20 protein-coding genes are annotated in these 24,347 nt (G+C 61.9%); 14 read left to right on the forward strand and 6 right to left on the reverse strand.

Annotated elements, in window-relative coordinates:
* The first annotated feature begins 257 nt into the window (after nt 1–257).
* From B0G82_RS26405 to B0G82_RS26420, 4 genes are all read left to right on the forward strand, one after another.
* On the forward strand, nt 258–1,487 hold the full coding sequence (locus B0G82_RS26405; RefSeq protein ID WP_121309560.1) for an efflux RND transporter periplasmic adaptor subunit: 1,230 nt from the start codon (nt 258–260) through the stop codon (nt 1,485–1,487).
* 12 nt (nt 1,488–1,499) lie between these two features.
* Nucleotides 1,500–4,697: an efflux RND transporter permease subunit gene (locus tag B0G82_RS26410; RefSeq protein WP_121309561.1), complete on the forward strand. Its 3,198-nt coding sequence runs from the start codon at nt 1,500–1,502 to the stop codon at nt 4,695–4,697.
* Nucleotides 4,694–6,121 carry an efflux transporter outer membrane subunit gene (locus B0G82_RS26415; RefSeq protein WP_121309562.1) on the forward strand — a complete coding sequence of 476 codons (1,428 nt, stop codon included), beginning with the start codon at nt 4,694–4,696 and terminating at the stop codon, nt 6,119–6,121. The genes B0G82_RS26410 and B0G82_RS26415 overlap by 4 nt, the downstream gene beginning before the upstream one ends.
* 285 nt (nt 6,122–6,406) lie before the next feature.
* The gene (locus B0G82_RS26420) at nt 6,407–7,108 is read left to right on the forward strand and encodes a DNA alkylation repair protein (RefSeq protein WP_121309563.1); all 702 of its coding nucleotides are present in this window, start codon (nt 6,407–6,409) and stop codon (nt 7,106–7,108) included.
* Between the two features lie 37 nt (nt 7,109–7,145).
* Here B0G82_RS26420 and B0G82_RS26425 read toward each other — a convergent pair whose 3' ends face one another.
* Nucleotides 7,146–8,918 (reverse strand): phospholipase D-like domain-containing protein, encoded by a 1,773-nt coding sequence (locus tag B0G82_RS26425; RefSeq protein ID WP_121309564.1) that lies wholly within the window; start codon nt 8,916–8,918, stop codon nt 7,146–7,148.
* A 282-nt stretch (nt 8,919–9,200) separates the two neighbouring features.
* On the opposite strand from B0G82_RS26425, the gene B0G82_RS26430 reads away from it, so the two are divergent.
* From B0G82_RS26430 to B0G82_RS26455, 6 genes are all read left to right on the forward strand, one after another.
* A complete protein-coding gene (locus B0G82_RS26430; RefSeq protein WP_121309565.1) occupies nt 9,201–11,597 on the forward strand; it encodes a HAMP domain-containing protein in 2,397 nt (798 codons plus the stop codon).
* 45 nt (nt 11,598–11,642) lie between these two features.
* Nucleotides 11,643–12,377 (forward strand): methyl-accepting chemotaxis protein, encoded by a 735-nt coding sequence (locus tag B0G82_RS26435; protein WP_121309566.1) that lies wholly within the window; start codon nt 11,643–11,645, stop codon nt 12,375–12,377.
* Nucleotides 12,374–12,916 (forward strand): hypothetical protein, encoded by a 543-nt coding sequence (locus B0G82_RS26440; protein WP_121309567.1) that lies wholly within the window; start codon nt 12,374–12,376, stop codon nt 12,914–12,916. The genes B0G82_RS26435 and B0G82_RS26440 overlap by 4 nt, the downstream gene beginning before the upstream one ends.
* Before the next feature lie 37 nt (nt 12,917–12,953).
* Complete coding sequence (locus B0G82_RS26445; RefSeq protein WP_106281555.1) at nt 12,954–13,925, forward strand: chemotaxis protein CheX; 972 nt, start codon at nt 12,954–12,956, stop codon at nt 13,923–13,925.
* A 20-nt stretch (nt 13,926–13,945) separates the two neighbouring features.
* Nucleotides 13,946–14,311: a response regulator gene (locus B0G82_RS26450; protein WP_106281557.1), complete on the forward strand. Its 366-nt coding sequence runs from the start codon at nt 13,946–13,948 to the stop codon at nt 14,309–14,311.
* A gap of 815 nt (nt 14,312–15,126) precedes the next feature.
* Entirely contained in the window at nt 15,127–15,873 is a 747-nt protein-coding gene (locus B0G82_RS26455) for a winged helix-turn-helix domain-containing protein (protein WP_116122749.1), read from the forward strand.
* A 78-nt stretch (nt 15,874–15,951) separates the two neighbouring features.
* On the opposite strand, the gene B0G82_RS26460 is transcribed toward B0G82_RS26455, so the two are convergent.
* Together B0G82_RS26460 and B0G82_RS26465 are read right to left on the reverse strand one after the other, a co-directional pair.
* Nucleotides 15,952–16,710 (reverse strand): SDR family oxidoreductase, encoded by a 759-nt coding sequence (locus B0G82_RS26460; protein ID WP_121309568.1) that lies wholly within the window; start codon nt 16,708–16,710, stop codon nt 15,952–15,954.
* Nucleotides 16,711–16,807: 97 nt separating this feature from the next.
* Entirely contained in the window at nt 16,808–17,767 is a 960-nt protein-coding gene (locus B0G82_RS26465; protein ID WP_116146668.1) for a GlxA family transcriptional regulator, read from the reverse strand.
* A 105-nt stretch (nt 17,768–17,872) separates the two neighbouring features.
* Between B0G82_RS26465 and B0G82_RS26470 the strand changes: the two genes are divergently transcribed.
* From B0G82_RS26470 to B0G82_RS26485, 4 genes are all read left to right on the forward strand, one after another.
* A complete protein-coding gene (locus B0G82_RS26470; RefSeq protein WP_116122746.1) occupies nt 17,873–18,808 on the forward strand; it encodes a LysR family transcriptional regulator in 936 nt (311 codons plus the stop codon).
* Between the two features lie 111 nt (nt 18,809–18,919).
* Nucleotides 18,920–20,113, forward strand: coding sequence for a CaiB/BaiF CoA-transferase family protein (locus B0G82_RS26475; RefSeq protein WP_116146672.1), 1,194 nt, complete (start codon nt 18,920–18,922; stop codon nt 20,111–20,113).
* Nucleotides 20,110–21,063, forward strand: a complete 954-nt coding sequence (locus B0G82_RS26480; protein ID WP_121309569.1) for a hydroxymethylglutaryl-CoA lyase — start codon at nt 20,110–20,112, stop codon at nt 21,061–21,063. The genes B0G82_RS26475 and B0G82_RS26480 overlap by 4 nt, the downstream gene beginning before the upstream one ends.
* Before the next feature lie 60 nt (nt 21,064–21,123).
* On the forward strand, nt 21,124–22,455 hold the full coding sequence (locus tag B0G82_RS26485) for an MFS transporter (protein ID WP_106281570.1): 1,332 nt from the start codon (nt 21,124–21,126) through the stop codon (nt 22,453–22,455).
* A gap of 85 nt (nt 22,456–22,540) precedes the next feature.
* On the opposite strand, the gene B0G82_RS26490 is transcribed toward B0G82_RS26485, so the two are convergent.
* The 3 genes from B0G82_RS26490 to B0G82_RS26500 all read right to left on the reverse strand — a co-directional run bounded on the left by B0G82_RS26490 (nt 22,541) and on the right by B0G82_RS26500 (nt 24,253).
* Nucleotides 22,541–22,930, reverse strand: a complete 390-nt coding sequence (locus B0G82_RS26490) for a hypothetical protein (RefSeq protein ID WP_121310862.1) — start codon at nt 22,928–22,930, stop codon at nt 22,541–22,543.
* Between the two features lie 29 nt (nt 22,931–22,959).
* Nucleotides 22,960–23,142 (reverse strand): hypothetical protein, encoded by a 183-nt coding sequence (locus tag B0G82_RS40175; protein WP_199730169.1) that lies wholly within the window; start codon nt 23,140–23,142, stop codon nt 22,960–22,962.
* 385 nt (nt 23,143–23,527) lie between these two features.
* Nucleotides 23,528–24,253 (reverse strand): GntR family transcriptional regulator, encoded by a 726-nt coding sequence (locus tag B0G82_RS26500; RefSeq protein WP_121309570.1) that lies wholly within the window; start codon nt 24,251–24,253, stop codon nt 23,528–23,530.
* Nucleotides 24,254–24,347: the final 94 nt, after the last annotated feature.

Below are 24,347 nucleotides of genomic sequence, written 5' to 3' on the forward strand. Positions count from 1 at the left end.
TAACCGTGCTTACAGTTTATTACGGTAGCGGCGCCAGTTCGAGTGGCCTGCGCGAACTATCGCGTCCCTTCACGCCCCTCCACGCGATGACTCCTCACCGCGTTACACGTCGTAATCCCTTTCTAAGCCACCGTAAGACGCTGCTCTCTATGCTGGGCCCCATCTTGCCGCCGGCGCGGCGCTGCGTGGGCTCTTCGCGAGCGAACGGCGCATGCCGGGCGGCCCTTGGTCGAATCCAGTCGAAGGACGCTCACAGCATGCCCACTCTCTCCATCGCGGTCGAACCGTCGCGGCGCGCGCCGGCGTTCACGCTTCTTGCCGCGGCCGTTGCCGTTGCCACGTTCGTGTTATCGGGTTGCGGCGAACAGGCGTCTCACGGGCCGATGCAGTCGGTTCCCGAAGTCAGCGTAGAAACGATCACGCCGCATGCCGTCGTGTTGAGCACGGAATTGTCCGGGCGGCTCTCGGCGATTCGCGTCGCCGAAGTCAGGCCGCAGGTTGAAGGCATCGTTAGAAAGCGCCTGTTCACCGAGGGCTCGCAAGTCGCGGCCGGCGCCGTGCTGTATCAGATCGACGCGTCCAGTTATCAAGCCACTTATGACCAGGCAGTCGGCACGCTGGCCAAAGCAGTGGCGACGGCCAGCGCCGCACAGACCAAGGCCGCGCGCTATGCCGAGCTCTCGAAAATCCAGGGCGTGAGTCGCCAGGACTACGACGACGCCGTCGCCGCATTGGACGAAGCAAAAGCCGACGTGGTCGCCGATCGCGCTGCGTTAAAGACTGCGGCGATCAACCTCGGCTACACGAAGGTGGTGGCGCCGATTGCGGGCCGCATCGGCAAATCGAGCGTGACCGAAGGCGCGCTCGTGACTGCCGAACAGACCACCGCGCTCGCAACCGTGCAAGCAACCACGGAAATGTATCTCGACGTCACGCGCTCTTCCGCGGACTGGCTGCGCTTGCAGAAGGAATTCGCGAGCGGGCAATTGCAGCAGTCGGGAACGGACGGCGCCGTCGTTCATCTGGTGATGGAAGACGGCAGCACTTATGCGCAACCCGGCAAGCTGCTGTTCTCCGATATCACCGTCGATGCCACCACCGGTTCGGTGACCTTGCGCTGCGTGTTTCCCAATCCGGACGGCGTGTTGCTGCCCGGCATGTTCGTGCGCGCGCGACTCGAAGAAGGCGTGAATCAGCAGGCAATCACCGTGCCGCAACTCGCGGTCTCGCGTGCGTCGGACGGCTCGGCCAGCGTGCTCACCGTCGGCGCCGACAACAAGGTCGCGCAAACCGCCGTGACCGCCGACACCGCATCAGGCAGCGACTGGCTCGTCACGAGCGGCCTCAAGGCGGGCGATCGCGTGATCGTCGCGGGCTCGCAGAATGCGCGCGCCGGTGCGCTCGTCAAGCCTGTCGAAAGTCCCGGCACATCGGGCAAATCGGGTACGCCCGCCACCGCGGACAACACGTCGGCAGCACATAGTTAAAGCGAGATTCTCATGGCAGGATTTTTTATCAACCGACCGATTCTCGCGTGGGTCATCGCCATCGTCATCATGATGATTGGCGGCGCTTCCATCGGGACGCTTCCGGTCGAACAGTATCCGAGCGTGGCGCCGGTCTCCGTGCAGATCACCGCCACCTATCCCGGCGCCTCGGCGGAAACGATCGCCACTACCGTCACGCAGGTGATCGAGCAGAAGCTGAGCGGCATCGACCATCTGCTCTACATGTCGTCCACCAGCAGTTCGTCGGGACAAGCGCGTATCACGCTGACATTTCAGCAGGGCACCAACGCGGACATTGCTCAGGTGCAGGTGCAGAACAAGGTCGAGCAGGCCAGTTCGTCGCTGCCGGAGACGGTTCAGGAGCAAGGCGTGCAGGTCGCGAAAGCGGCCAACGCTTTCCTGATGATCGTGTCCTTGTCGTCGACGGACGGCAGCATGAATTCCATCGATCTCGGCAATATCATCGCGACGCAGATCGAGGACCCGCTCACGCAGATCGACGGCGTGGGCGACGTCACGCTGTTCGGCGCGCAACACGCCATGCGCATCTGGCTCGACCCGGTCAAGCTGCAGGCGGTCGGACTGACCACCGCCGACGTGACCACCGCGATCACGAATCAGAACGTGCAACTCTCGGTGGGCCAGATTGGCGGTTCGCCGTCCACGAAAACGCAAGCTATCAACGCGACGATTTCCGCGTCGAGCCTGCTCACCACACCCGCGCAGTTCGGCGCGATTCTGTTGCGTGTGAATAGCGACGGCTCGAAGGTCATGCTCAAGGACGTCGCGCGCGTCGAGGTGGGCGGCGACGACTACAGTACGGACTCGCGCCTGAACGGCAAGCCGGCCGCATCGCTCGCAGTCAAGCTCGCGAGCGGTGCGAATGCCATGAGCGTGGCGAAGGCCGTGCGCGCGAAGCTCGACGAAATGAGCGGGCAGTTGCCGCGCAACGTGGTAGTCGATTATCCGTACGACACCACGCCGTTCGTGAAGATCTCGATCGAAGAAGTGGTGAAGACACTGGTCGAAGCGGTCATGCTGGTTTTCGTCGTGATGTACGTGTTTTTGCAGAACCTGCGCGCGACACTGATTCCGACCATTGTCGTGCCGGTTGCTTTGCTCGGCACGTTCGCGGTGATGTCGGCGGTCGGCTTTTCGATCAACGTGCTGTCGATGTTCGGGCTCGTGCTGGCGATCGGCCTGCTGGTGGACGACGCCATCGTGGTCGTCGAAAACGTCGAGCGGTTGATCGCCGAAGAAGGACTGTCGCCCGTCGAAGCCACGCGCAAGGCGATGAAGCAGATCACCGGCGCGCTGGTCGGCATCACGACGGTCTTGATCGCCGTGTTCATTCCGATGGCTTTCTTCTCGGGCTCGACCGGTGCGATTTACCGGCAGTTCTCCGTCACGATCGTCGCGGCGATGCTTCTCTCGGTGTTCCTCGCGCTCACACTCACGCCGGCGTTGTGCGCGACCTTGTTGCGGCGCGCGGACGTCGAGCATCACGCGAAGCGTGGCGTGTTCGGCTGGTTCAACCGCGTGCTTGCGCGCGGCACCGATCGCTACGACTCGGCGGTCTCGCGTGTGACCGGCAATCCGATCCGCTACATGGTGATCTACGTCTTGATCGCGGGCGTCGTGGCGTTGCTCTTCATGAAACTGCCGTCGTCGTACCTGCCGGACGAGGATCAGGGGATCATCATCACGTCGATTTCCACGCCGGTCGGCACGCCGGCCGCGCAGACGCTGGAGACCGTGAAAAAGGTCGAAGCTTATTATCTCGGGCTTCCGCAGGTCGACAAGATCATCGCGCTGACGGGTTTCAGCTTCAACGGCTCCGGACAGAACAACGCGTTGACCTTCGTCCGGCTCAAGGACTGGAGCACCCGGCGCGGCAAAGACAGCTCGGCGGCGGCGCTGATCCAGCACGCCAACATGCACTTCGCGGCCACGCGCGACGCGCAGATTTTCGCGCTCAATCCGCCAGCCATTCAGGAACTCGGCACGCAGAGCGGCCTCGACTTCGAACTGGAAGACCGCGCGGGCCAAGGTCACGACAAGCTGATGGCCGCGCGCCAGCAACTGCTCGCGCTCGCAGCCAAAGACAGCGCGCTGTCCGGCATGCGCCCCGGCGGTCTCGACGACACGCCGCAGTTCCATGTCGACATCGACCGTGAGAAGGCGAGCGCGCTCGGACTTTCCATTGCCGATGTGAACGACACGTTGCAGACCGCGTTCGGCTCGTCGTATGTGAACAACTATGTCGATACGGGGCGGATTCAAAAGGTCTACGTGCAGGCCGACGCGCCGTACCGGATGATGCCGTCGGACATCGGCCGATGGTATGTGCGGTCGAGCACCGCTTCGACGAGCACAAGTACAAGTGCGGCCACCACAACGAGCAGCACGAGCACCACGACCTCCAGCGGCTACGACGGCGAGATGGTGCCCTTCTCCGCCTTCGCCACCGGCAAATGGACCTTTGGGCCGCCGCAGATCGAGCGCTTCAACCGCACGCTGGCGATGGAAATCACCGCGCAAACCGGTGCGAATACCAGCACGGGCCAGGCCATGGACGCCGTCGACGCGCTGGTCAAGAAACTGCCCGCGGGCTACGGCATCGACTGGACTGGACAATCGTACCAGGAGCGCATCGCCGGCTCTCAGGCGATCTATCTGTACGCGATCTCGTTGATCGTCGTGTTCCTCTGTCTCGCCGGACTGTACGAAAGCTGGTCCATTCCGATCGCGGTGATTCTGGTGGTGCCGCTCGGCGTGCTCGGCGCGGTGCTGGGCGCGCATATCCGTGGGCTCTCCGACGACATTTATTTCAAGGTCGGCCTGCTCGCGACCATTGGTCTGTCCACCAAGAACGCGATCCTGATTGTCGAATTCGCCAAGGATCTGCAAGCGCAGGGCCGTGGACTGATCGAGGCTACCGTCGAAGCCGCCAGGCTGCGGCTGCGGCCGATTCTGATGACGTCGCTCGCGTTCATATTCGGCGTCTTGCCGCTCGTGATCAGCAGCGGCGCCGGTTCGGCGAGCCGTCATGCGATCGGCACCGGTGTGATGGGCGGCATGATCGCCGCGACGCTCCTCGCGATTTTCTTCGTGCCGGTGTTCTTCGTCGTCGTGCGACGCCTGTTCGGCGAACACGGCGATCCCAAGCAACAGGAAGGTGTTGAATGATGAGATTCAAACTCGGTGCCGGTGCAGTGGCGTTTGCGCTCGCCGTGCTCGCGGGCTGCACGCTCGATCCGCACTATGAACGGCCGGCAGCGCCGGTGGCGGTGGGGTATCCGCAAGGCGATGCTTACGAAAGCACGAGCACGACTGCAAACAGCGCGAGCGCTACGGCCGCCACATCGCCGCTTGCCGTCGATACTGCATGGCGTAGTTTCTTTCGCGACGAACGCCTGCGACGATTGATCGAAATCGCGCTCGCGAACAACCGCGACTTGCGCGTGGCGGCGTTGAACGTCGCCGAATACGAGGCGCAATACCGCATCACGCGCGCCGCGCTCGCGCCGTCGATCAGCGCGAGCGGCAGCCTGACGCGTGAGCGGACCCAAGGCGTGACGAGCAGTGCCAGCGACCTCAACGTCGGCACGACGTCGTGGGAAATCGATTTCTTTGGACGCCTGCGAAGCCTGAAGCGTCAGGCGCTGGAAAACTATCTCGCAACGGATGCATCGCGGCAAAGCACGCGGATCAGTCTGATCGCGACGGTGGCGACCGACTATCTGACCTTGCTGTCCGATGAACGCCTGTTGCAGTTGACCGAAGACACAGTCAAGGCGGATCAGTCCACCTACGACGTGACGAAGCGCGTCCAGGAGTTGGGCAATTCTTCTCTGCTCGACGTGCAACAAGCCGAGAACTCGTTGGCGAGCGCGAAGGCGAGTCTTGCGTCTTACCGTCGCGCTGTCGCGCAGGATCGCAACAACCTGGTCGCTGTGCTCGGCGCGCCGATTCCCGATGACCTGCCGCCCGCCCGCTCATTCGACGACGAGTCGATGTTCGCCGACATCGGTGCGGGCGTGCCGTCGCTGCTGCTCACCCGTCGTCCTGACATCGTGCAGGCGGAGCACGCGTTAAAAGCGGCGAATGCGAACATCGGCGCCGCGCGCGCCGCGTTTTTTCCGAAGATCGAGCTGACCGCGACGGCCGGCACGTCGAGTTCGACGCTCTCGAGCCTGTTCAAGGCCGGCACCGGAGCGTGGGCATTTGCGCCGAGCGTGTCGATGCCGATCTTCGATTACGGCAGCAACAAGGCATCGCTCGATGTCGCGAAGATCGAGAAGCAGATCGAGGTCGCCGACTATGAAAGCACGATCCAGACGGCGTTCAAGGAGGTTTCGAATGCGCTGACGGCGCGCGCTACTTATGTCGATCAGGTGCAGGCGGATCGCGAATACGTGGCGTCCTCGCAGCAGTACTACACGTTGGCCGAAGCGCGTTACAAGGCGGGCACCGATAGCTTTCTCACGTTCCTCGATGCGCAGCGCACGCTCTACACCGCGCAACAGCAACTCGCGACGGATACGCTGTCGCGGCAAGCGAATCTCGTGACTTTGTACAAGGTGTTGGGCGGAGGTTGGGAGCAGGGCTGAAAGCGTACAGGTGAGAAGATTCGGGAGCCGGCGAGGTGAGAATATCGCTACCTGTGTGCGCACTTTAAATCTAAAGGTGAGGGAATGCGGGAGCAGAAGTCCGGGACTATTGAACAGTGTTTTCCGTGACCTTGACGCTCATTTCCCAGCAAACTACGATTCGATCCACGTCTACTCGACGCTTCCATCCAATGGACGTCCAACCCTGCGGGAGATCACCATGCACGCGAAGCATGAGCACGACGTCGGCCGGTGCGGTGAAGGTCACGTCGAGCACTTTCCTCAATGACGCCCAACGCATTCGTCAAGGAAATCAAGGCGGCGCTTGCTCCCCATGCGGACGCGGAGCGCGCGCTCGCCATGCGCGCCTATATGCGTCACCAGTTCAATTTTATCGGTGTGCCGACGCCGCTGCGTCGTCAAGCGGTAACGCCGGTTTTCAAGCGGCTGCCGGTGGAGAACGCCGATCACTTGCTGGCGTGTGCCAATCGCTTATGGACGATGCCGGCGCGCGAATACCAGTACGTCGCGACCGATCTGCTGGCGCGCAACTGCAAAACACTTGCCGTCACTGACATCGCGCATTTGCTGACCATCGCTCAGAACGCTTCATGGTGGGATTCGATCGACCCCCTCGCGGCCGTGGTCGGTCACGTGCTGAAAGCGGCGCGAATCCAGACGCCGCAAGCGCAAGTTCAGGCCGCAATGGATGCGGCGCTTCTGCACGAATCCATGTGGGTGCGCCGCATTGCGATGATTCATCAACTCGGCTGGCGCGGGCATACCGACGAAGATCGCCTGTTCGGCTACGCGCGTTCGCTGGCTGCGGAAAAAGACTTCTTTATCCGCAAGGCGATTGGTTGGGCACTGCGGGATTACGCGCAGCATGCGCCCATGGCGGTGAGCGATTTTCTATCGGCGTCGCGCGAGCTCGTCTCGCCGCTCACCTTGCGCGAGGCGTCGAAGCATCTTCCGCCGATTCGCTGACGATGCTTCGACCACCTTGCGTTTGCCCACAAGCGGTTTAATCGCCGCCGTGCGCGAGCGCCACACGCGCTTTGTCTTCCGGACTGTCCGCAACGAAATACTTCTTCGCCCACGACCCGTCCGGCGCCAGCATCAATCGCTCATGCGTGCCGTCGTTCTTTTGCCGTATCGCCAACGCGCGCGCCCGATAGTGTTCGTAGAGCCGTAGAAATTCCGCGAGATACGTGCCGGCGATGCGGCGGTCGCGAATCTCCAGCAGGTTCTCGTCGTTGAAATGTTCCGAGTTGTTGCTCATGTTTGCTGAGCCTGTGTAGACGATGGGATTCGGACCCTCCGCATCGATGACGAGAAACTTGTGGTGAATGATGACCGGCGCGTAGCTCGGCGCGTGTTCACCTGGAAAAAGGCGCAACTCGGGTTCGAAGCCTGCCGGCACGGTCGCCGGTGAAAAATACTCCGCGTCGATCACGTCGTGCTTGTCGCGGCCGCGGTGATATAGCTCCATGTTGGCGAGCGCGGTCGTCGAGACGATCTGTCCGTTCTTTTCCGCTTCCTCCGCTGCCTGCGCCGACGTCGGGCTGATGTGGTTGACCAGGCCGAACATCATCCGACCTTTGTCGCCGGCCGCGAAACAGGCATCGCGCAGCGGCGCGTCGGTCGGCATGAAGAGGCAGAACACCACCGAGTGTTTCGCGTTGTTGATGGCGTCGACGATCGTGTCGATCTGCAAACGCGAGTCGTTTGCTTCCGGCGAAAAACAGACCCGCACTTTCGCGCTGCCGATCGCAATCGAGTCGGACCAGCCCGGCGTGAGCCTGGCCGTCGCGGCAATGCTCGGATTGCCGGCGAGCGCCTTGGCGCGTTCGCTATACAGCGCGGCCAATTCCGGCGAATCGAACAGATGGAGCACGTTGGCCTGCTCCGTGATGCCTTCGGTGGTGAAGTTGGCCGAGCCCGTCAGCACCCGAGCCGGCGAGGCCTCGCCGTTGCCGTTGTCCACCACGATGAACTTGTCATGCATGATGTGCGTCTTGTCACGCGGCGCGAAGGTGGCGAAATCGGCGAGCTGATCGACTGCGGGCTGATTCGGCGACGGCGCCGGCGGCTTGCCCTTCTGCGAGACTTTGTGCGAGTCGTAAACGATGGCAAGCGATGCTTTGCCCTGCTTCTTGCCGAAGGCCTCGAAGGCGGGAATCGCCCAGAGCGGATCGGTCAGGTGATACACCGCCGACGCCGCGCGGTGCGCATGACCGAGCGTGAGCGCGAAGACTTCCTGCAGATCGTTCGCGAGCCATGTGCGCAGGCGCAACGCTTGCTCCGGCGACGGCGCTGCATCCGGCGCCAGATGCAGCGCCGCGACTTTGCGCGCGAACGCCTGCGAACTGACCACGGCGCGGTTGAACCACGAGCCAATGTTCGCTTCCGTATGCGCGGGCAGGGTCAGCTTGCATTCGCCCTTCTGGGCGTCGAGCAATTGCGGCGCCTCCGGCGCGCCGACCACTGGATAGACGAGATACGTGAACGACTTCTCCCGATCCGCTTCGTCGATTCGCGCATCCCACCACATGAATTTCTGAATGGGCGCTTCATTCGTGGGCGCGTCTTTCTGCGTGTCAGGCACCGCGCCTTTGAAGGTCAGCCGGTTGGGCAGCCAACTGCTGGCGTCGCGCTCGTGTCCGTCGGCGGAGAGAAAGCCCGGCGTCCGTTTGATGGCGAAACCCAGGAAGTCTTCGCGCGTGCCGCCTTCGGGCCAATCGAAAGCGAGCAGGACGAGGGTCGGGGACAGATAGCTGCGCACGCTTACATTCATCATTTGGCTCCATGATGTCGAATGGAGCTTTAGTCTGGATGCGCAGTTTGTTGAAATGGTGACAAGAACAAAAATCAAAAAATGGCGCTAGTTAACGGCGTTTTATGCGGAAACTTTAGCCATTAATTTAGAGCGTTGAACACGCTTTAAAAAAGTCTTCAGTCATCGCTTAGTAACATGCCTGCGCAATACTCCGCAGCGCTGCAAGTCAGACCAAATTTCGCATAAAACGCGCTGCTCCCAACGAGGGCTGGCGCGAAGGCCAGACCCCGGGGGGTTCACATGACTATTCGTCATCGCATCACGCTATTGGTTGTTTTGATGTTCGTCGCGTTATCGGCGATTGGCGGTTACGCCGTCTACCAGACACGCGGGAGCGCCGCCGAGGTGCGCAAGGTTACGGAAGGCGTCGTGCCCAGCGCGCTCGCTTCCGCCGACCTCGTGTCGCAAGTCAAGGACGTGCAGCTTGCCACGATGACGCTGGTGTACGCGCCCGACGCCAACATGGTCGCACAGGCGCAGGACGAACTGAAGAAGAAGCGCGCCGCGCTGCAACAGGCGCTCGCGTTGCAAGCGAAAGATGCCGCGAGCCACGCTCAGAAGGGCCTCGTTTCGCAGGCCAACGACAGTCTCGAGAACTATTTTTCCGCGATCGCCGAGACGGCCAAAATGAAGGCCGACGGCAAGAACGAACTCGCGCAGGCGTATCTGTTCGCCAACGTCGCGCAGTATCGCGACGAACTCGAAGGGATCGTCGAGACCCTGCGCGTCGAGAAGAACCGCGAGAAAGACGAGGCAATCAGCACGCTGAACACCACGCTTTCGACTACGACCACGGCCATCGCCGTCGTCACGGGCATCGCGATCATTCTGCTGACATCCATCGGCTCGCTGCTCTACCGGCAGATCACGCGCCCGCTCAGTCGCATGCAGGCGATGATGAGCGAGATCGCTTCGAGCCAGGACTTCACACGGCGCGTGCCGGTGGGACGGCTCGACGAGATCGGCCATTCGATCGTCGCCTTCAACGGCATGATCGAAAAGATCCAGGAAAGCTCGGCGCAACTCAAGCAGAAAACCGCTGACATTCAGGCGATGTTGCAGAACATGCAGCAAGGCATTCTGACCGTGATCGACGGCGCCGTGATCCACTCCGAGTACTCGGCATATCTGGAAGACATCTTCGAAACGAAGGATATTGCCGGGCGCGGCCTGATGGATCTGGTGTTTGCGGATACCGATCTCGGTTCGGACGCACTCTCTCAAGTCGATGCCGCGGCGCATGCGTGTCTCGGCGAAGATTGCATTAACTTCGCGTTCAATCAACATCTGCTGGTCGGCGAAATTTCCAAACGCATGCCGGACGGCCGCGTGAAGATTCTCGACCTGAGCTGGTCGGCGATTACCGATGAAAACGACGTGATCCAGCGTCTGATGCTGTGCGTGCGCGACGTCACCGAGTTGCGCAAGCTGGCCGCCGAAGCCAGCGAACAACGTCGGCGCCTCGACATGATCGGCGAGATTCTCGCGGTCAGTGAGGAGAAGTTCCACCACTTCATCGAGAGCTCAGCGGGCTTTATCAGTGAGAACGAGCGGATCATTCGCAAGCATTCGGAAGCGGATCACGCCGCGATTGCCGAACTGTTCCGCAACATGCACACCATCAAGGGCAATGCGCGGACCTACAACCTGCAGCATCTGACCAACGTCGTGCACGAAACCGAGCAGAGCTACCACGAACTGCGCCAACCGGACGCGGATCGTTCGTGGGATCAGGAGCATCTGATGCGCGAACTGACGCGCGTGCGCGATGCCATCGACAGCTACGCGAAGATCAACGAGCAGAGCCTTGGCCGCAAGAGCAAGGGCAACGGTCAGACGAACGACGCCGCCAATTCAGGCCACTACGTCATGGTCGCGAAAGACCATATCCAGCACACGCTGAGCATGCTGGAGCAAACCAACGCCGGCGAACTGCACGAACTTCAGTCGATGCGCGATGCGCTGCGCCGCACGCTGCGCGCACTGGGCAGCGAAAGCGTGCGCGACGCGCTCTCCGGCGTGCTCGACTCGCTGCCCTCGCTGGCGAGCGAGTTGGGCAAGCCCGCGCCGACCGTGCATATCGACGACAACGGTTACCGTCTGCGTGGCCAGGCGGGCGGCACGCTGAACAACGTGTTCATGCATCTGCTGCGCAATTCGATGGATCACGGCATTGAAACCGCCGAGGCGCGCAGCTCCCGCGGCAAGGCGCCGGCCGGCGCGATCGATATCGAAGTCGGCGTGGACAGCGGCGCATTGCAGATCACACTCAGCGACGACGGCCGCGGCCTCGCGCTCGAACGCATTCGCGGCATCGCCATGGAGCGCGGCTGGATCGGCCGCGACGACACGCCGAGCGACGAAGCGATCGCCGATTTCATTTTCCGGCCGGGCTTCTCGACTGCGGAAACGGTCACGGAGTTGTCGGGCCGTGGTGTCGGCATGGACGCCGTGCGTGACTTCCTCAAGCGCGCGAACGGCAGCATCGAACTGCGCTTCACCGACGACCGCAAAGGCGCGGCCTTCCGTCAGTTCCAGACGATCGTCTGCCTGCCGGATAGCGTTGCCGTCGATACGCTCGGCATGGAAGCACGTCGCGAAGCCGGCGCACTGCAACTCGACGCGATGGCGGACTGAGCACCTGGTCCGCGTGCGTCGCGACGCAATTCGAAGGGAACGGTTGTGATTCAACAGTATGTATTGGCGGTGGCAGTAGGCAGCGCGGTGACCGCGCTGCTGGCATTTGCCGCGCACAGGCTGCACAGCGTGAAGCTGACGGCACGGCTGCGTGCCGAAGCGCAAGCCAGCATCTCAAGGCTCGAGGCTGAGCGGGCCGATTACGGCGCAGCCATTCGCAAGCGAGAACAGGCCGAGCAGGAACTGCACGCGTTGACCACACTGTTGCGCGAGGAACTCGCGCAACAACAAAGCAACGCTGACGAACTGCGAGCGGCACTGAAATTGGCTAGCGAAGACAAAGAGCAGTTGGCGCATCACGCGCGGCAGATTGCCGGCGAAGCCGAGCGTTTGAAGAGTCTCGGCGCGACATTCGAGCGCTGGCACGAACAGATGATCTCGCTGATGACGCAAAACCACGACATGCACGCGAAGAATCAGGAGCTGTCTTCGATCGTGCGACACGTGGTGATCGTGTCGCTGAACGCGTCGATCGAGGCCGCGCGCGCGGGGCCGGCCGGTCGCGGCTTCGCCGTGGTGGCCAGTGAAGTGCGCGCGCTTGCCGCGCGCTCCGAAGAATTGTCGAAAAGCTATCGCGACAGCCTGCATCGCAACGACCTGACCACGACGTCCACGTTTCAGGACATCCAGGCGGGCGGCAAGATGATCGCGGCGTCGCTGGCCAGCGTCGAATCGCTGGCCAACCAGTTTCATTCGAAGCTGCACGAGGTGGCGGCGTGATCTCGGCCCACGCCAGGGACAGCTTCGACCGCATTTTTCGCAAGGCGGCGCAGGCGCGCTTGCCGCTGGATTCGGGCGATCTGTGCGAGATCGCGCCGATAGCCGACGCTAATATTGACGTATCCAAAGACACGCAAGTGGTTGTGCTGACCATTTCGTCAATCGTGTTCAGATTGCTGCTGATCCTCCATTTCGACGAAGACGACAGCACGCGCAGCTACTACCTGAAAGACTCGATAGAAGAACGCGATTTCCAGGAAGCCTTTCTGGAAATCTGCAATCTGTGTTGCGGAGCGATGAATCAGGAGTTGCTGCGCTATTTCCCCGACCTCGGGATGTCGACGCCTTATGTGCTGAACGCGCGTTGCCTGCCGCATTTGCATGAATTGAAACCGGCTTTGCTGTCGTCGTATTCGATCACGCTCGACGCCGGCGTGCGGCTTGCCGCGACAGTGTGCGTGTGCGCGGATGCGCCGCTCGACTTCGTCGCCGATACGAGTGCTGTCGAAGAAACCAGCGGCGAGCTGGAGTTGTTCTGACCGTGAGTTGATTAGCCGTTGTGAGCGGGGACGCGACATGAACATGAACAAGCCGGTCAGCAAAGTGCTGGTGCTGGACGACTGCCCGGCGCACAAAGAAGCGCTGAAGCGCTTTTGCGACGAGAACAATCTGGTCGGCGTGAAAGTCGGCAAGAATCGTCTGCAATCGGTGCTGCGCTCGAACATCGATCTGGGCGCGGTGCTGTTTGCCGAAAGTTATGGCGGCTCGCCGGAAGCGAGCGCCGAGATCGCGATCAGGATCAATGCGGTGCGCCCCGAGTTGCCTATCATCATGCGCCGGGACAGCGATCCCGGCATGGAGAGCTTGCCGGAGAGCTTGCGACGCGTGGTCTGCGCCGCGTACGTCGCGCACGATATGGCGCCGCTGCGCCAGGTGATCGACGACTACATCTTCAGCCTGGATTATCCGAACGCGCTGGTGCGTGGCATCGCCGACATGACGCAGGCGATTCTTGGCGATGTGTTCAAGGACCTGGCCATCACGTGCGACACGCCGTATATCGTGCGCGACCGCATCATCTTCGGTGAGGTGTTCAGCCTGATTCCGCTGGAAAGCGCATGGTGCCGCGGCTACATGATGATGCAGGCCGAAGAGACGCCGATCCTCGAACTGCTTGATCGCTATCAGATGATTGATAACGCGCGGCACGGCGAAGCGGATTTCCGCGACCTGAACAGCGTGCTCGGCGAAGTGACGAATCTGATCTGGGGTTCCTTCAAGAACCGCTACGCCGGCGACGCGGACGCCTGGACGCGCAGCCAGGTGCAGGTGCCGCTGCTGGTGAATCACAAGCACAAGTACATCTCGTTCGGCAGCGGCAATCCGCAACTGTGCTTCACGTATTGGTTGAAGGACCCGCAGTCGAACCGCGCGGTCAAGTTGCATCAACGTTTTGTGTTCAGCCTGAGCTGGTCGCCGGAGGACTTCAAGGAAGTCGCGGACGACGTCGGCGCAATGGTCGAGGCAGGCGAACTGGATCTGTTCTGAGTGTTGTCATAGGAAGAAACATGTCAAAAATTCTGGTGGTGGATGATTCGAGCACGGTGCGCGACGAAGTGGCCGGCTTTCTGAAGAAAAACGGTCTGGACGTCGACACGGCCGTGGACGGCAAGGACGGCCTCGCCAAGCTGAAGGCGAGCCCCGGCATCAAGCTGGTGATCAGCGACGTCAACATGCCGAATATGGACGGCCTGACAATGGTCGAGAAGATTCGCGGCGAGCTCGCGAACAAGACGGTCAACGTCATCATGCTGACGACCGAGAGCAGCCCGGCGATGAAGGAGCGCGGCAAGGCAGCCGGAGTGAAAGGCTGGATCGTCAAACCGTTCAAGGGCGAAGCGGTGCTGGAAACGTTCCGCAAACTGGCGAGCTGAGCGCGGCTTTCGCTGCGAGTGAACGCAAAGGTGAGAGTTTTCGGGAGACTTGCGCTCGCCGGTGTTTGAGTCTGTTTCGCAGTCACGGCGACTGTCGAAACACGGGATAAATGCCGATAAACCGGCTGGCGCAGCGATCGAGGCGATGCTTCCGGACGCCTCTGCCTGCTCTAAGGTGAGGATATTCGGGACCTCCCGCGTATTCATGCGACGCTCGCCGCAACGCCTCGTTTATCGCCGCATGCGCGGACCATGCCGCTTTCTCCGCGTTTCGCGCATCGGGATCAAAACGGTGATCGGCGAAATTGATCCGCGCTCACGATCACAGTGCGCAACTCCCGCGTAAATCTTGCATCTCCATCACGCGCGAAGGCCCGCGCGCGCGCCGCTGCTTACCTGGGTATGCAAATTACTCCACCGGCTTTAAAGGTGAGGGTTTGCGGGAGTGGCCTGTTTTGGAGTAGTCGAGCCAAGCCCAGCATGCCTTTGCGGCCTGCCCCCAAGCTCGAAAGGTGAGGGTTTTCGGGAGCAATCTGACGCGCACCTCGCCTCGAACCCCAAGCGCTCCGTCTCAAAGGTGAGGTTTTTCGGGAGAGGAGCCCGTGAATCGTACGGTGCGTCACACGCGCCGACTCATATCACGTTTCACATTGAAAGAGTTGGGAAGAAATTGGCAACCTAAGGGGCTGTTCCGCGTTTTGAGAACACGCGCAAGCAGGGAAGATGGCGACGCGGACGACAGGGTGCGCGGATCGGCTATATCCGCCTGCCAGATGCCTGTCTCTGAAAAACGATCGTCTCCTGGAATCAGTTGGATGAGTCAGCATATTCTTTTCGTGGGTGCCGACGCCGGCTTGACTGCCGTGGTGGGCGAATCATTGCGCGGCCAAGGCTGCGGTGTGTCGGCACGTCCGCCTGCCGCCGGGCTCAAGCATGTGATCGAGATGGAGCGGCCTTCGTTGCTGGTGCTCGACATCTCGGCGCCGCACGGCGACGGGCTCGCCGTGTTGCGCGACTTGCGCATGAGCGGCAACGACGTGCCCGTGATTCTGCTATCGGCAAGCAGCAAAGCGATTGATCGCGTGATCGGTCTCGAACTCGGCGCCGACGACTTCATGAGCAAGCCCGCCGACCCGGCCGAGCTGCTCGCGCGAATTCGCGTCTTGCTGCGACGGCGCGGCTCGCTCGCGCCCGGCGCGCCGGAGACACGGCCGCCTTATCGCTTTGGCCGCTGCGAGCTGAACTTCTCCGCGCGCGAATTGCGCCGCGACAACGAGCACTTCGCGTTGCGCAGTTCCGAGTTCGCGCTGCTGAAGATCTTCGTCAATCACGCGATGACCGTGCTCACGCGCGTGCAGCTCAACGAGAAACTGCGCGGCAATAGCGTATTGCATCAAGGGCGTAGTTTGGACGTGTCGATCTGGCGGCTACGTCGGCTGATCGAAATCGATCCGTCCGAGCCGCGCTATGTGCAAACGGTATGGGGGCGCGGCTATGTGTTCGTGCCGCACGGCGAACTCGGTGCGGCCGAGCGCGGTGTGATGGTCGCGCCCGGCGTGTAGATTTGCGAAGAATCAGGCGAAAGGTGAGGGTTTTCGGGAGCGCGTGATGCGCTCCCTTTTTGCTCCGTTATCAGCGCATCACACGGGCTTTGCGATCTCGCGAATGTCGGCGACCGGCGTTTGGCCGAACGCATCGCTCAATGCGTAATCGAGCAACTGGGTCGCACATTGTTCAGGCGTCGACAGTTGGCCATTGCGCTTGAGTTCTTCGAATCGCTCGCGCATGGGGAACTGTTCGACGCCGCTGCCGCGAATCTCCGCCTGCATATTCGTATCGATCACACCCGGCGCCAGACTGCAGATGCGCAGCCCACGATTCGCATCGAGCTCGACGGCGCGTGCGTGATGATCGAGCGCGGCCTTCGTCGCGCAGTAGATGCTCCAGCCGGGATACGCGTTGCGTGCGGCACCGCTGGAGATATGCACGATGCGCCGGTCGCTTGCATCGACGGCGGCTGCGGCGAGCGCGCTGGCCAGCATCAAGGGCGTGGCGACATTGAGGCTCACGGCGGTCGCGATGGATGCCGCGTCTTGTCCTTCAATCGGGCCGATGGGCTGCACCATGCCCGCGTTGTTGATCAGCAGAACCGTCTGCGCGCCGCTAACGAATCCACGCAGCGCATCGCTCGCGATCCATTGCGCGACGCGCGCGGTGTCGGCCAGTTCCAGTTCGATTTCTTCGAGCAGCGCCGGGAAGCGCGCTTTGAGCGTGTCGTGACGCGAGCGGGACAATCCCAGCACGGCGATATCGCGAGCCAGAAGTTGTTCGGCGAGCGCCGCGCCCAGACCGCGTGTGTGGCCGGTGACGATCGCGCGGATCGGAGAAGAAGTGGTCATGTCGTCCTTGAGATTGTTGGCCTGAAAAGGCGGCTATTTTCTCACGCGACATTTTTCCGCGTGCGGCGGCTCTCACCGCGAGTGCTTGCGCTTCACGTCAAGCCGGGCGAAAGCGCTCGCGATACTGCATCGGCGTCGCACCAATCCGTTTGGTGAAGACGATACGCATGCGATCCGCCGTGCCGAAGCCGCAGTCGTACGCAATCGCCTTGAGCGCCGCGCCGCTGCTTTCGAGCAGCTTGCGCGCCGCATCCACACGGGCGCGTTCGACGAATTCATGCGGCGTCACGCCGGTCTCCTGCACGAACACGCGCGCGAAGTTGCGGGCGCTCATGCCTGCGACATCCGCGAGTTGCTTCACCGAAAAGCTCTCGCGAATCCGTTCCATGACGTGCGCCTGGACTTTGGCGACTGGCGAGGTGTCGTCGGCGGGTGCTGTCAGGTAGGGGCTGAATTGCGATTGGCCGCCCTGCCGCTGTGCGAACACCACCAGACGTTTCGCGACGGCGAGGGCTGTGTGCGGACCGTGATCCTCCGCAACTAAAGCGAGCGACAGATCGATGCCCGCGGTCACGCCGGCCGACGTAACGAGTTGCCCGTCACGCAGATAGATACGGTCGAAGTCGACGCGCGCCTTTGGAAATTGCGCCGCCAGTTGCGCGGCGTGCTGCCAATGCGTCGTCACGTTGCGATCGTCGAGCAGGCCTGCGTGACCGAGCGCGAACGCGCCGGTGCAGATCGAACCGTAGCGGCCGCACTTTGTGGCGACGTTCGCTAACCACTCGAGCAGTGGCGCATCAGGCACCACGTCCGGTAGCGCCGGGCCGCCCGCGACCAGCGCAAGATCGAACGGACCGCGTGCCGTGTCGAAGGTAGCGTCGGCGACCAGCATCATGCCGTTGGACGCGCGCAGCGGCGCGGCTTCGGCGCTGAGCAACCTGACCTCGTAGGCATCCGCGGGCGCGATGAAGCGGTTGGCTTCGGAAAACACGTCGACCGGACCGGCGACGTCGAGCGCCTGCACCCCGGGAAAGATCGCGATCGCGACGGTGGGCATCGGAAGACTTCCTTTGACGAAGGGCGGAATCCGCGAGGGCACGGCACCTATTTTTTGCGTCTGGCGTCAGAATAGGCGGATCGCACAACAACGCGGCGCCCCGTCATGGTAATCAAAAACCTTCTCCGAAGGCTCGACCTCACCACGCTGCAACTCTTTCTCGCGGTCTACGAGGAAGGCACGCTCACGCGTGCCGCCGAGCGCGAGGCGATTGCCGTCTCCGCCGCGAGCAAGCGTCTGCTCGAACTCGAACAGGCGGTCGGCGCCACGCTGTTCCAGCGCAACGCGCGTGGCATGACGCTTACGCCGGCGGGCGAAACGCTGCTGCATCACGCGCGCCGCGTGATGCGCGACATCGAGAACATCGGCATTGAACTGGCCGGCCATGCGAGCGGCGTGCGCGGCTATGTGCGCATGATGGCCAACCTCTCGGCGATCGTCGAATTCCTGCCGGAAGATTTGCGCGCGTTCCAGTTGCAGCACGAGCGCGTCAAGCTCGATCTGGAAGAGCGGCCGAGCGGCGGCGTGGTCGAAGCCGTCGACGACAGCCTCGTCGACGTCGGCATCTGTTCCGGCGACGCCGACACGCGCGATCTGCACGTCGAACACTACCGGCACGATTCGCTGGTGCTCGTAATGCGCGACGATCATCCGTTGGCGGCGCGCGAAAGCGTCGCCTTCGTCGAAACGCTGGATGGCGATCACGTCGGTCTGCACGCCGCGAGTTCCATCAACGCCCGTACGCACCTTGCCGCACGTCAGGCGGGCAAGCCGTTGCGGTTGCGCATCCACGTGCCCGGCTTCGATGCGGTTTGCCGGATGGTGCAGGCCGGCATGGGCGTCGGCGTGTTGCCGCTGAAGGTGTATCAACTGATGGGCCGGCCGCTGGGTCTCGTCGGCGCCCCGCTCGAAGACGATTGGTCGGCGCGCAGCCTCGTGCTGGTGGTGCGCGATGTCGATGCCTTGTCGCCGGTGAGCCGCCTGTTGTTCGACCATCTGCGCACCGTCGAAGCCTCGGAGGCCCTGCCCATCAACGCTTGAAGGAGAGCGTTCGCCGTTCGCGAACGGTCGTTGGCGATTTGCGGTTGGACGCTGCGGTCTTACCGCTCATAAGCTGTCTCCCAACACGAAACCAGCATCGGAGACAGCATTATGGGTGGACCCCTTCAGGGTATCCGCGTCATCGAGATCGGAACCCTCATCGCCGCGCCGTTTGCCGCGCGCCTCATGGCCGAGTTCGGCGCCGACGTCATCAAGATCGAAGCGCCCGAGAGCGGCGATCCCCTTCGCAAATGGCGCAAGCTGCACGAGGGCACCTCGCTCTGGTGGTATCTGCAGTCGCGCAACAAGAAGTCCATCTGCGTGAATCTGAAGTCGGCGGACGGTGTCGAGATCGTTAAGCGGCTCGCGGCCGACGCCGACGTCGTGATCGAAAACCTCCGCCCCGGCGCGCTCGAAAAGCTCGGCCTCGGCTGGGACGTGCTGCACGCTGTCAATCCGAAACTGACGATGGTCCGCATTTCCGGCTACGGTCAGAGTGGTCCGTATCGCGATCGTCCTGGCTTCGGCGCGATCGGCGAAGCGATGGGCGGCATCCGCTACACGACCGGCGAAGTGGATGGCGCACCGGCGCGCGTGGGCGTGAGTCTCGGCGATTCGCTTGCGTCGCTGCATGGCGTGATCGGCGCGCTGATGTCGCTGCTGCGTGTGAAGACGGGGCAGGGCGAAGGCCAGGTGGTGGATGTATCGCTGGTCGAAAGCGTGTTCAATCTGATGGAAAGCCTCGTGCCGGAATACGATCTGCTCGGCCATGTGCGCGAGAGGAGCGGCGGCGCGTTGCCTGGCATTGCGCCGTCCAATACGTATCGCACGGAAGACGAAGGCTTCGTCGTGATCGCCGGTAATAGCGATCCGATTTTCAAACGCCTGATGCAGGTAATCGGCCGTCCCGATCTCGCCGACGATCCCGCGTTGGCGCGCAACGACGGCCGCGTTCGGCACTGCGCGATGCTCGATCAGGCCATCACCGAATGGACTTCGCACCATTCCACCGACGACGTGCTGGCGGCGCTCGAACGTGCTGAAGTGCCCTCGGGGCGCATCTATTCGGTGGCCGATATCGTCGCCGATCCGCACTACCAGGCGCGCGACATGTTGCTGGAGGCGCAACTGCCGGGCGGCGCGTCGGTGAAGATGCCGGGGATCGTGCCGAAGCTCTCGGACACGCCGGGCGAAGTGCGCTGGCAAGGGCCGACGTTAGGCGAGCATACCGGCAGCGTGCTCAGCCAACTGGGATTCGCCAACGACGAAATCGAGCGGCTGCGCCGCGAAGGAGCCGTGCAATGACTCGCGTTTTGAACACCCCGCAATTTGACAAACTGATCGTGCAGGAAGTCGCGCCGCGCGACGGCTTGCAGATCGAACCCACATGGGTCGATACGCCCGACAAGATCGCGCTGATCAACGCGCTATCCACCGCGGGTTTCACCCGCATCGAGGCCGGCTCCTTCGTTTCGCCGAAAGCGATTCCTGCGTTGCGTGACGGCGAGGCGGTGTTCCAGCAGATCGAGCGGCAACCGGGCGTGATCTACGTGGCGTTGATCCCGAATCTGAAGGGCGCCGAACGCGCGCTGGCTGCGCGTGCCGATGAACTGAACCTCGTGATGTCCGCGAGTCAGACGCACAACCGGGCCAATATGCGGATGAGCTGCGAGTCGTCGCTGGTGGCGTTCGGCGATATCGTGCGGCACGTGAAGGGCTCGGGCGTGCTGTTGAACGCGTCGGTGGCGACGGCATTCGGCTGTCCGTTCGAAGGCAAGATCGACGAAGACCGCGTGATCGGCATTGTCGATACATATCGTGAGATGGGCATCGAGGGCATCACGCTTGCCGACACGACCGGCATGGCGAACCCGCGCCAGGTGACACGCCTTGTCACACGGGTACTCGAACGTCTGCCGGCCGCCGCGCTCACGCTGCACTTCCACAACACACGCGGGCTGGGTCTTGCGAATGTTCTGGCGGCATACGAAGCCGGCGCGCGCCGCTTCGATGCCGCACTGGGTGGCCTCGGCGGATGTCCGTTCGCACCGGGCGCGTCCGGCAATATCTGCACGGAAGACCTCGTGAACATGTGCGACGAAATGGGCATCCCCACCGGCATCGATCTGGAAAAGCTGATCGCGTTGTCGCGCGGCTTGCCCGCGTTGCTCGGCCACGACGTCCCGGGGCAACTGGCGAAGGCAGGCCGTAACCGCGACCTGCATCCCGTACCCGAATACGTTCTACAAATTTGATATTTTCCTAATCGATTAGACGACCGGACGGCTTCGCCGAATCCGGCATTGGAGACGAACATGAGTGACCTGGGCGCAGTCGCAACCGGCAACCGCGAGCACAGCTCGAACGATGCTGCGGCCATCATCCGCAAAGTGGCGTGGCGGTTGATGCCGTTGATCATGATCTGCTATCTGTTTGCATTCTTCGACCGCATCAACATCAGCTTCGCGAAGTTCCAGTTGCAGAGCGACCTCGGCTTGTCCGACACCGCTTATGGTCTCGGCGCCAGCCTGTTCGTAATCGGCTACGTGCTGTTCGAAGTACCAAGCAATCTGTTTCTGTACAAGGTCGGGGCACGGCGCTGGATCGCGCGGATCATGATCTCGTGGGGCCTGGCGACGGCAGCGATGGTGTTCGTCAGCAATGAATGGCAGTTCTACGGGCTGCGTTTCGTGATCGGCGCCATGGAAGCGGGCTTCGCGCCGGGCGTGCTGTACTACCTGACGCTGTGGTTTCCGCCGAGCTATCGCGGGCGTATCACGTCGATGCTGTTTCTCGCGTCTGCGTTTTCCGGCCTGGTCGGCGCGCCGCTTGCGGGGCTCGTGATTGGACACATGAACGGCGTGCTCGGCATGCCGGGCTGGCACTGGCTGTTTCTGCTCGGCGGGTTGCCGTGCATCGTGCTGGGCTATCTGGTGCTGAAACTGTTGAAGGACCGTATCGAGGATGCAGGTTGGCTGTCGCCCGCGGAAAAGTCCTTTCTTTCGGGGCAGATTGCGCAACAGAGCCGTCATCCGGATACCGGGCATTCGTTGATGGGCGCCATCAGGACGCCGGGCTTTCTCACGCTGGGGCTGGTGTACTTCCTGATTCAGGTGGCGTCGTATGGATTGAATTTCTGGGCGCCGCATCTGATTCACGTGGCGGGTACGAACAACCCGACGGTGATCGGCTTGCTGACGGCAGTGCCCTATATTGCCGGCGCAATCTGCATGGTGGTGGTCGGGCGCCTGTCCGATGCGAGCGGCGAGCGACGGAAGTTCGTGTTCGGCTTGCTGGTGATGTCGGCGATCGGCTTCTTTGCCGCGGGGTTCTTCGACAAGCAGACGGCGTTGCTGGTCGTCGCGCTGGCTGTGATGGGGGCGGGCGTAGTCGCATCGATTCCAGCGTTCTGGGCGCTGCCGCCGAAGCTCGTCACGGGCGCGGGCGCGGCGGGTGGGATCGCGTTGATTAACACGCTCGGCCAACTCGGCGGGATTGTGAGCCCGATCATGGTGGGGCGTGTGAGAGACCTGACCGGCAGTACGACGCCGGCCTTGTATGTGATCGGTACGATGAGCCTGGTGTGCGCGCTGATCGTGCTGTACGGCTTGCCTGACTCGTTGCGACGCAGGGAAGCCGCGCGTTAGACGGTGCCCCGGATCGGCTTTGTCCGTCGACAACAGCAAGGCGTCCTCATGGCGATGTGAACCTCATCGCCGACTTTGAGTTTGCTCACGTCGCCGACCGCGGGGTCGGCTTCGACAACGTTGCATCATCGAAAACGCGGGCACGCTCTGCTTCAACGAGACACCTCTTTTTCTTTAACGAATGTTCGTGCATCTGACTGCCCATGACAGCCAGATAGTCGTCGAATCTGTTGCGCCTGAAGCGCAAATAAAATTCCTTTCCCGCAAGTCCATTCGCCAGACTGAGTAGCGCACCGTAGTCGACGCCGCTCTCCCCAGCCAGCAGAGCAACAGCTTTCTCTAGCGCGGCGTACCGGCTGGACAGCGGATCCATGGGGTCGAAAAGCGCATGAAAGCGCTGGTAGGGAACCAGCTGTCTGTGTTCGCCAGCACGTCGCAATGTCAATGCGACTTGCTCGACGATATTGAGGTCCATGAATCCTTCCTGTTCGTACGTCGTTGGCGTCATGCGTTGCCGAGCTGAGCTGTCGGAACCCATCGCAGGCTGGCCGACAATGGATGCTTGCCGTTGATCTTCATCTCGTAGGTGATGACGGTCCCCAGTGCGAAGTTGTGTCCGCGAAAACCGCGCGGACGCTCGGCAACCGGTCCTGCATCGTTGCTGAGTTTCTGCGCGGTTCCGGCCACGATGCCTACACGGGACCGTTCACAAACTCTTCAATGCCATGATATCGAGCGTGAAAAGAGGTGCGCAGTGGTAATCGGTCGCAGTGTTGATCGTGTAGAACTGCAGGCCCTTATGGCGCAACGGGCTGCAATTGCCCATCGGCCAGAGCGGGCAGACGCTGTAGGCAGGGACTCAATCTCAAGCGAGACACCTGCCTAATGTGTAGGACGGTCTTTCTTTGGGGGCGAAGGTTTCGCCGCACCGCAGCGTGTGGGGAAACGAGGGAACCGGACGTTTGAGGGCGCGAGGGGAAAGACATTTCCTCCACACGCCGTCGGCGCAGGCGTGCAAACTCACACTAACGCTAAACGCGACCGGCGCTCCAATACATTAACTCTACTCACCTCAAGTCTTCAACGGAGAGGCAGCCACCGCTTCCCGCGATTGCACCTGTAAAACCGCATCGCGCTTATCGAGCAGATGCTGCCGAAGAATCGCACTCAGCTTCTTGCCATCTCGCGCTTCGAGCGCCTTCAGCATTTCATCGTGATCATGAATCGCACTGTCCCACTTCGGAATCTGGAAGTTCGACCGGAACCGGAGCGCCTGCAAGCGACGATTCACCGAGACATAGGTCTGCCGCAGTGCTGAATTTCTGGCCGCCTCGTTGATCTTGTCGTGAATCGCCTGATTGCGGCTGTAATACCCAGCCAGATCATTCTGCGCGCGGCACGCGAGCATTGCGTAATGCAGCGCCTTGATCTCGGCGAGTTCAGCCGCCGTCATCCGCTCGGCCGCCAGTTCGCCGGAAAAGGCTTCGAGACCGCTCATCAATTCGAAGGTCTCGCGTAATTCAGCCTCCGACATCTTCGACACCGACGCGCCACGATTCGGCGAAATCTCGATCAGCCCTTCGGCGGCCAGCACCTTCAGTGCCTCGCGCAGCGGCGTGCGTGAAATGCCGAGCGTGTCGCATAGCTCGCGCTCGTTCAGTTTCTTGCCCGGCTCGAGCACGCCTTCGACGATGAAGCGCCGAATGTGCTCTACCACCGTGTCATGCAAGCGTTGCCGCTCGACCTTCGGCATCAGTGGGGAAGTGGCAATGCTCGCCTCGAAATCCGAATTTTGCATACAAAAGTCCTCAACATCCATTAACTCTGATTTTATCGGAAGCTGAAAGATTAGTTAACAGCACGGGTAAACACCGGTGACCACAGGCGATTTT

The sequence above is a fragment of the Paraburkholderia sp. BL17N1 genome (assembly GCF_003634175.1).
GTDB lineage: Bacteria > Pseudomonadota > Gammaproteobacteria > Burkholderiales > Burkholderiaceae > Paraburkholderia.

Bases quoted from the DNA above. Each gene is read 5' to 3' on its own strand.
- B0G82_RS26490 (WP_121310862.1), bottom strand. From the start codon at position 22,930: ATGGACCTCAATATCGTCGAGCAAGTCGCATTGACATTGCGACGTGCT.
- B0G82_RS26475 (WP_116146672.1), top strand. From the start codon at position 18,920: ATGGGTGGACCCCTTCAGGGTATCCGCGTCATCGAGATCGGAACCCTC.
- B0G82_RS26405 (WP_121309560.1), top strand. From the start codon at position 258: ATGCCCACTCTCTCCATCGCGGTCGAACCGTCGCGGCGCGCGCCGGCG.
- B0G82_RS26430 (WP_121309565.1), top strand. From the start codon at position 9,201: ATGACTATTCGTCATCGCATCACGCTATTGGTTGTTTTGATGTTCGTC.
- B0G82_RS26465 (WP_116146668.1), bottom strand. From the start codon at position 17,767: ATGCCCACCGTCGCGATCGCGATCTTTCCCGGGGTGCAGGCGCTCGAC.
- B0G82_RS26485 (WP_106281570.1), top strand. From the start codon at position 21,124: ATGAGTGACCTGGGCGCAGTCGCAACCGGCAACCGCGAGCACAGCTCG.
- B0G82_RS26480 (WP_121309569.1), top strand. From the start codon at position 20,110: ATGACTCGCGTTTTGAACACCCCGCAATTTGACAAACTGATCGTGCAG.
- B0G82_RS26455 (WP_116122749.1), top strand. From the start codon at position 15,127: ATGAGTCAGCATATTCTTTTCGTGGGTGCCGACGCCGGCTTGACTGCC.
- B0G82_RS26410 (WP_121309561.1), top strand. From the start codon at position 1,500: ATGGCAGGATTTTTTATCAACCGACCGATTCTCGCGTGGGTCATCGCC.
- B0G82_RS26445 (WP_106281555.1), top strand. From the start codon at position 12,954: ATGAACATGAACAAGCCGGTCAGCAAAGTGCTGGTGCTGGACGACTGC.
- B0G82_RS26415 (WP_121309562.1), top strand. From the start codon at position 4,694: ATGATGAGATTCAAACTCGGTGCCGGTGCAGTGGCGTTTGCGCTCGCC.
- B0G82_RS26470 (WP_116122746.1), top strand. From the start codon at position 17,873: ATGGTAATCAAAAACCTTCTCCGAAGGCTCGACCTCACCACGCTGCAA.
- B0G82_RS26460 (WP_121309568.1), bottom strand. From the start codon at position 16,710: ATGACCACTTCTTCTCCGATCCGCGCGATCGTCACCGGCCACACACGC.
- B0G82_RS26425 (WP_121309564.1), bottom strand. From the start codon at position 8,918: ATGAATGTAAGCGTGCGCAGCTATCTGTCCCCGACCCTCGTCCTGCTC.
- B0G82_RS26450 (WP_106281557.1), top strand. From the start codon at position 13,946: ATGTCAAAAATTCTGGTGGTGGATGATTCGAGCACGGTGCGCGACGAA.
- B0G82_RS26500 (WP_121309570.1), bottom strand. From the start codon at position 24,253: ATGCAAAATTCGGATTTCGAGGCGAGCATTGCCACTTCCCCACTGATG.
- B0G82_RS26420 (WP_121309563.1), top strand. From the start codon at position 6,407: ATGACGCCCAACGCATTCGTCAAGGAAATCAAGGCGGCGCTTGCTCCC.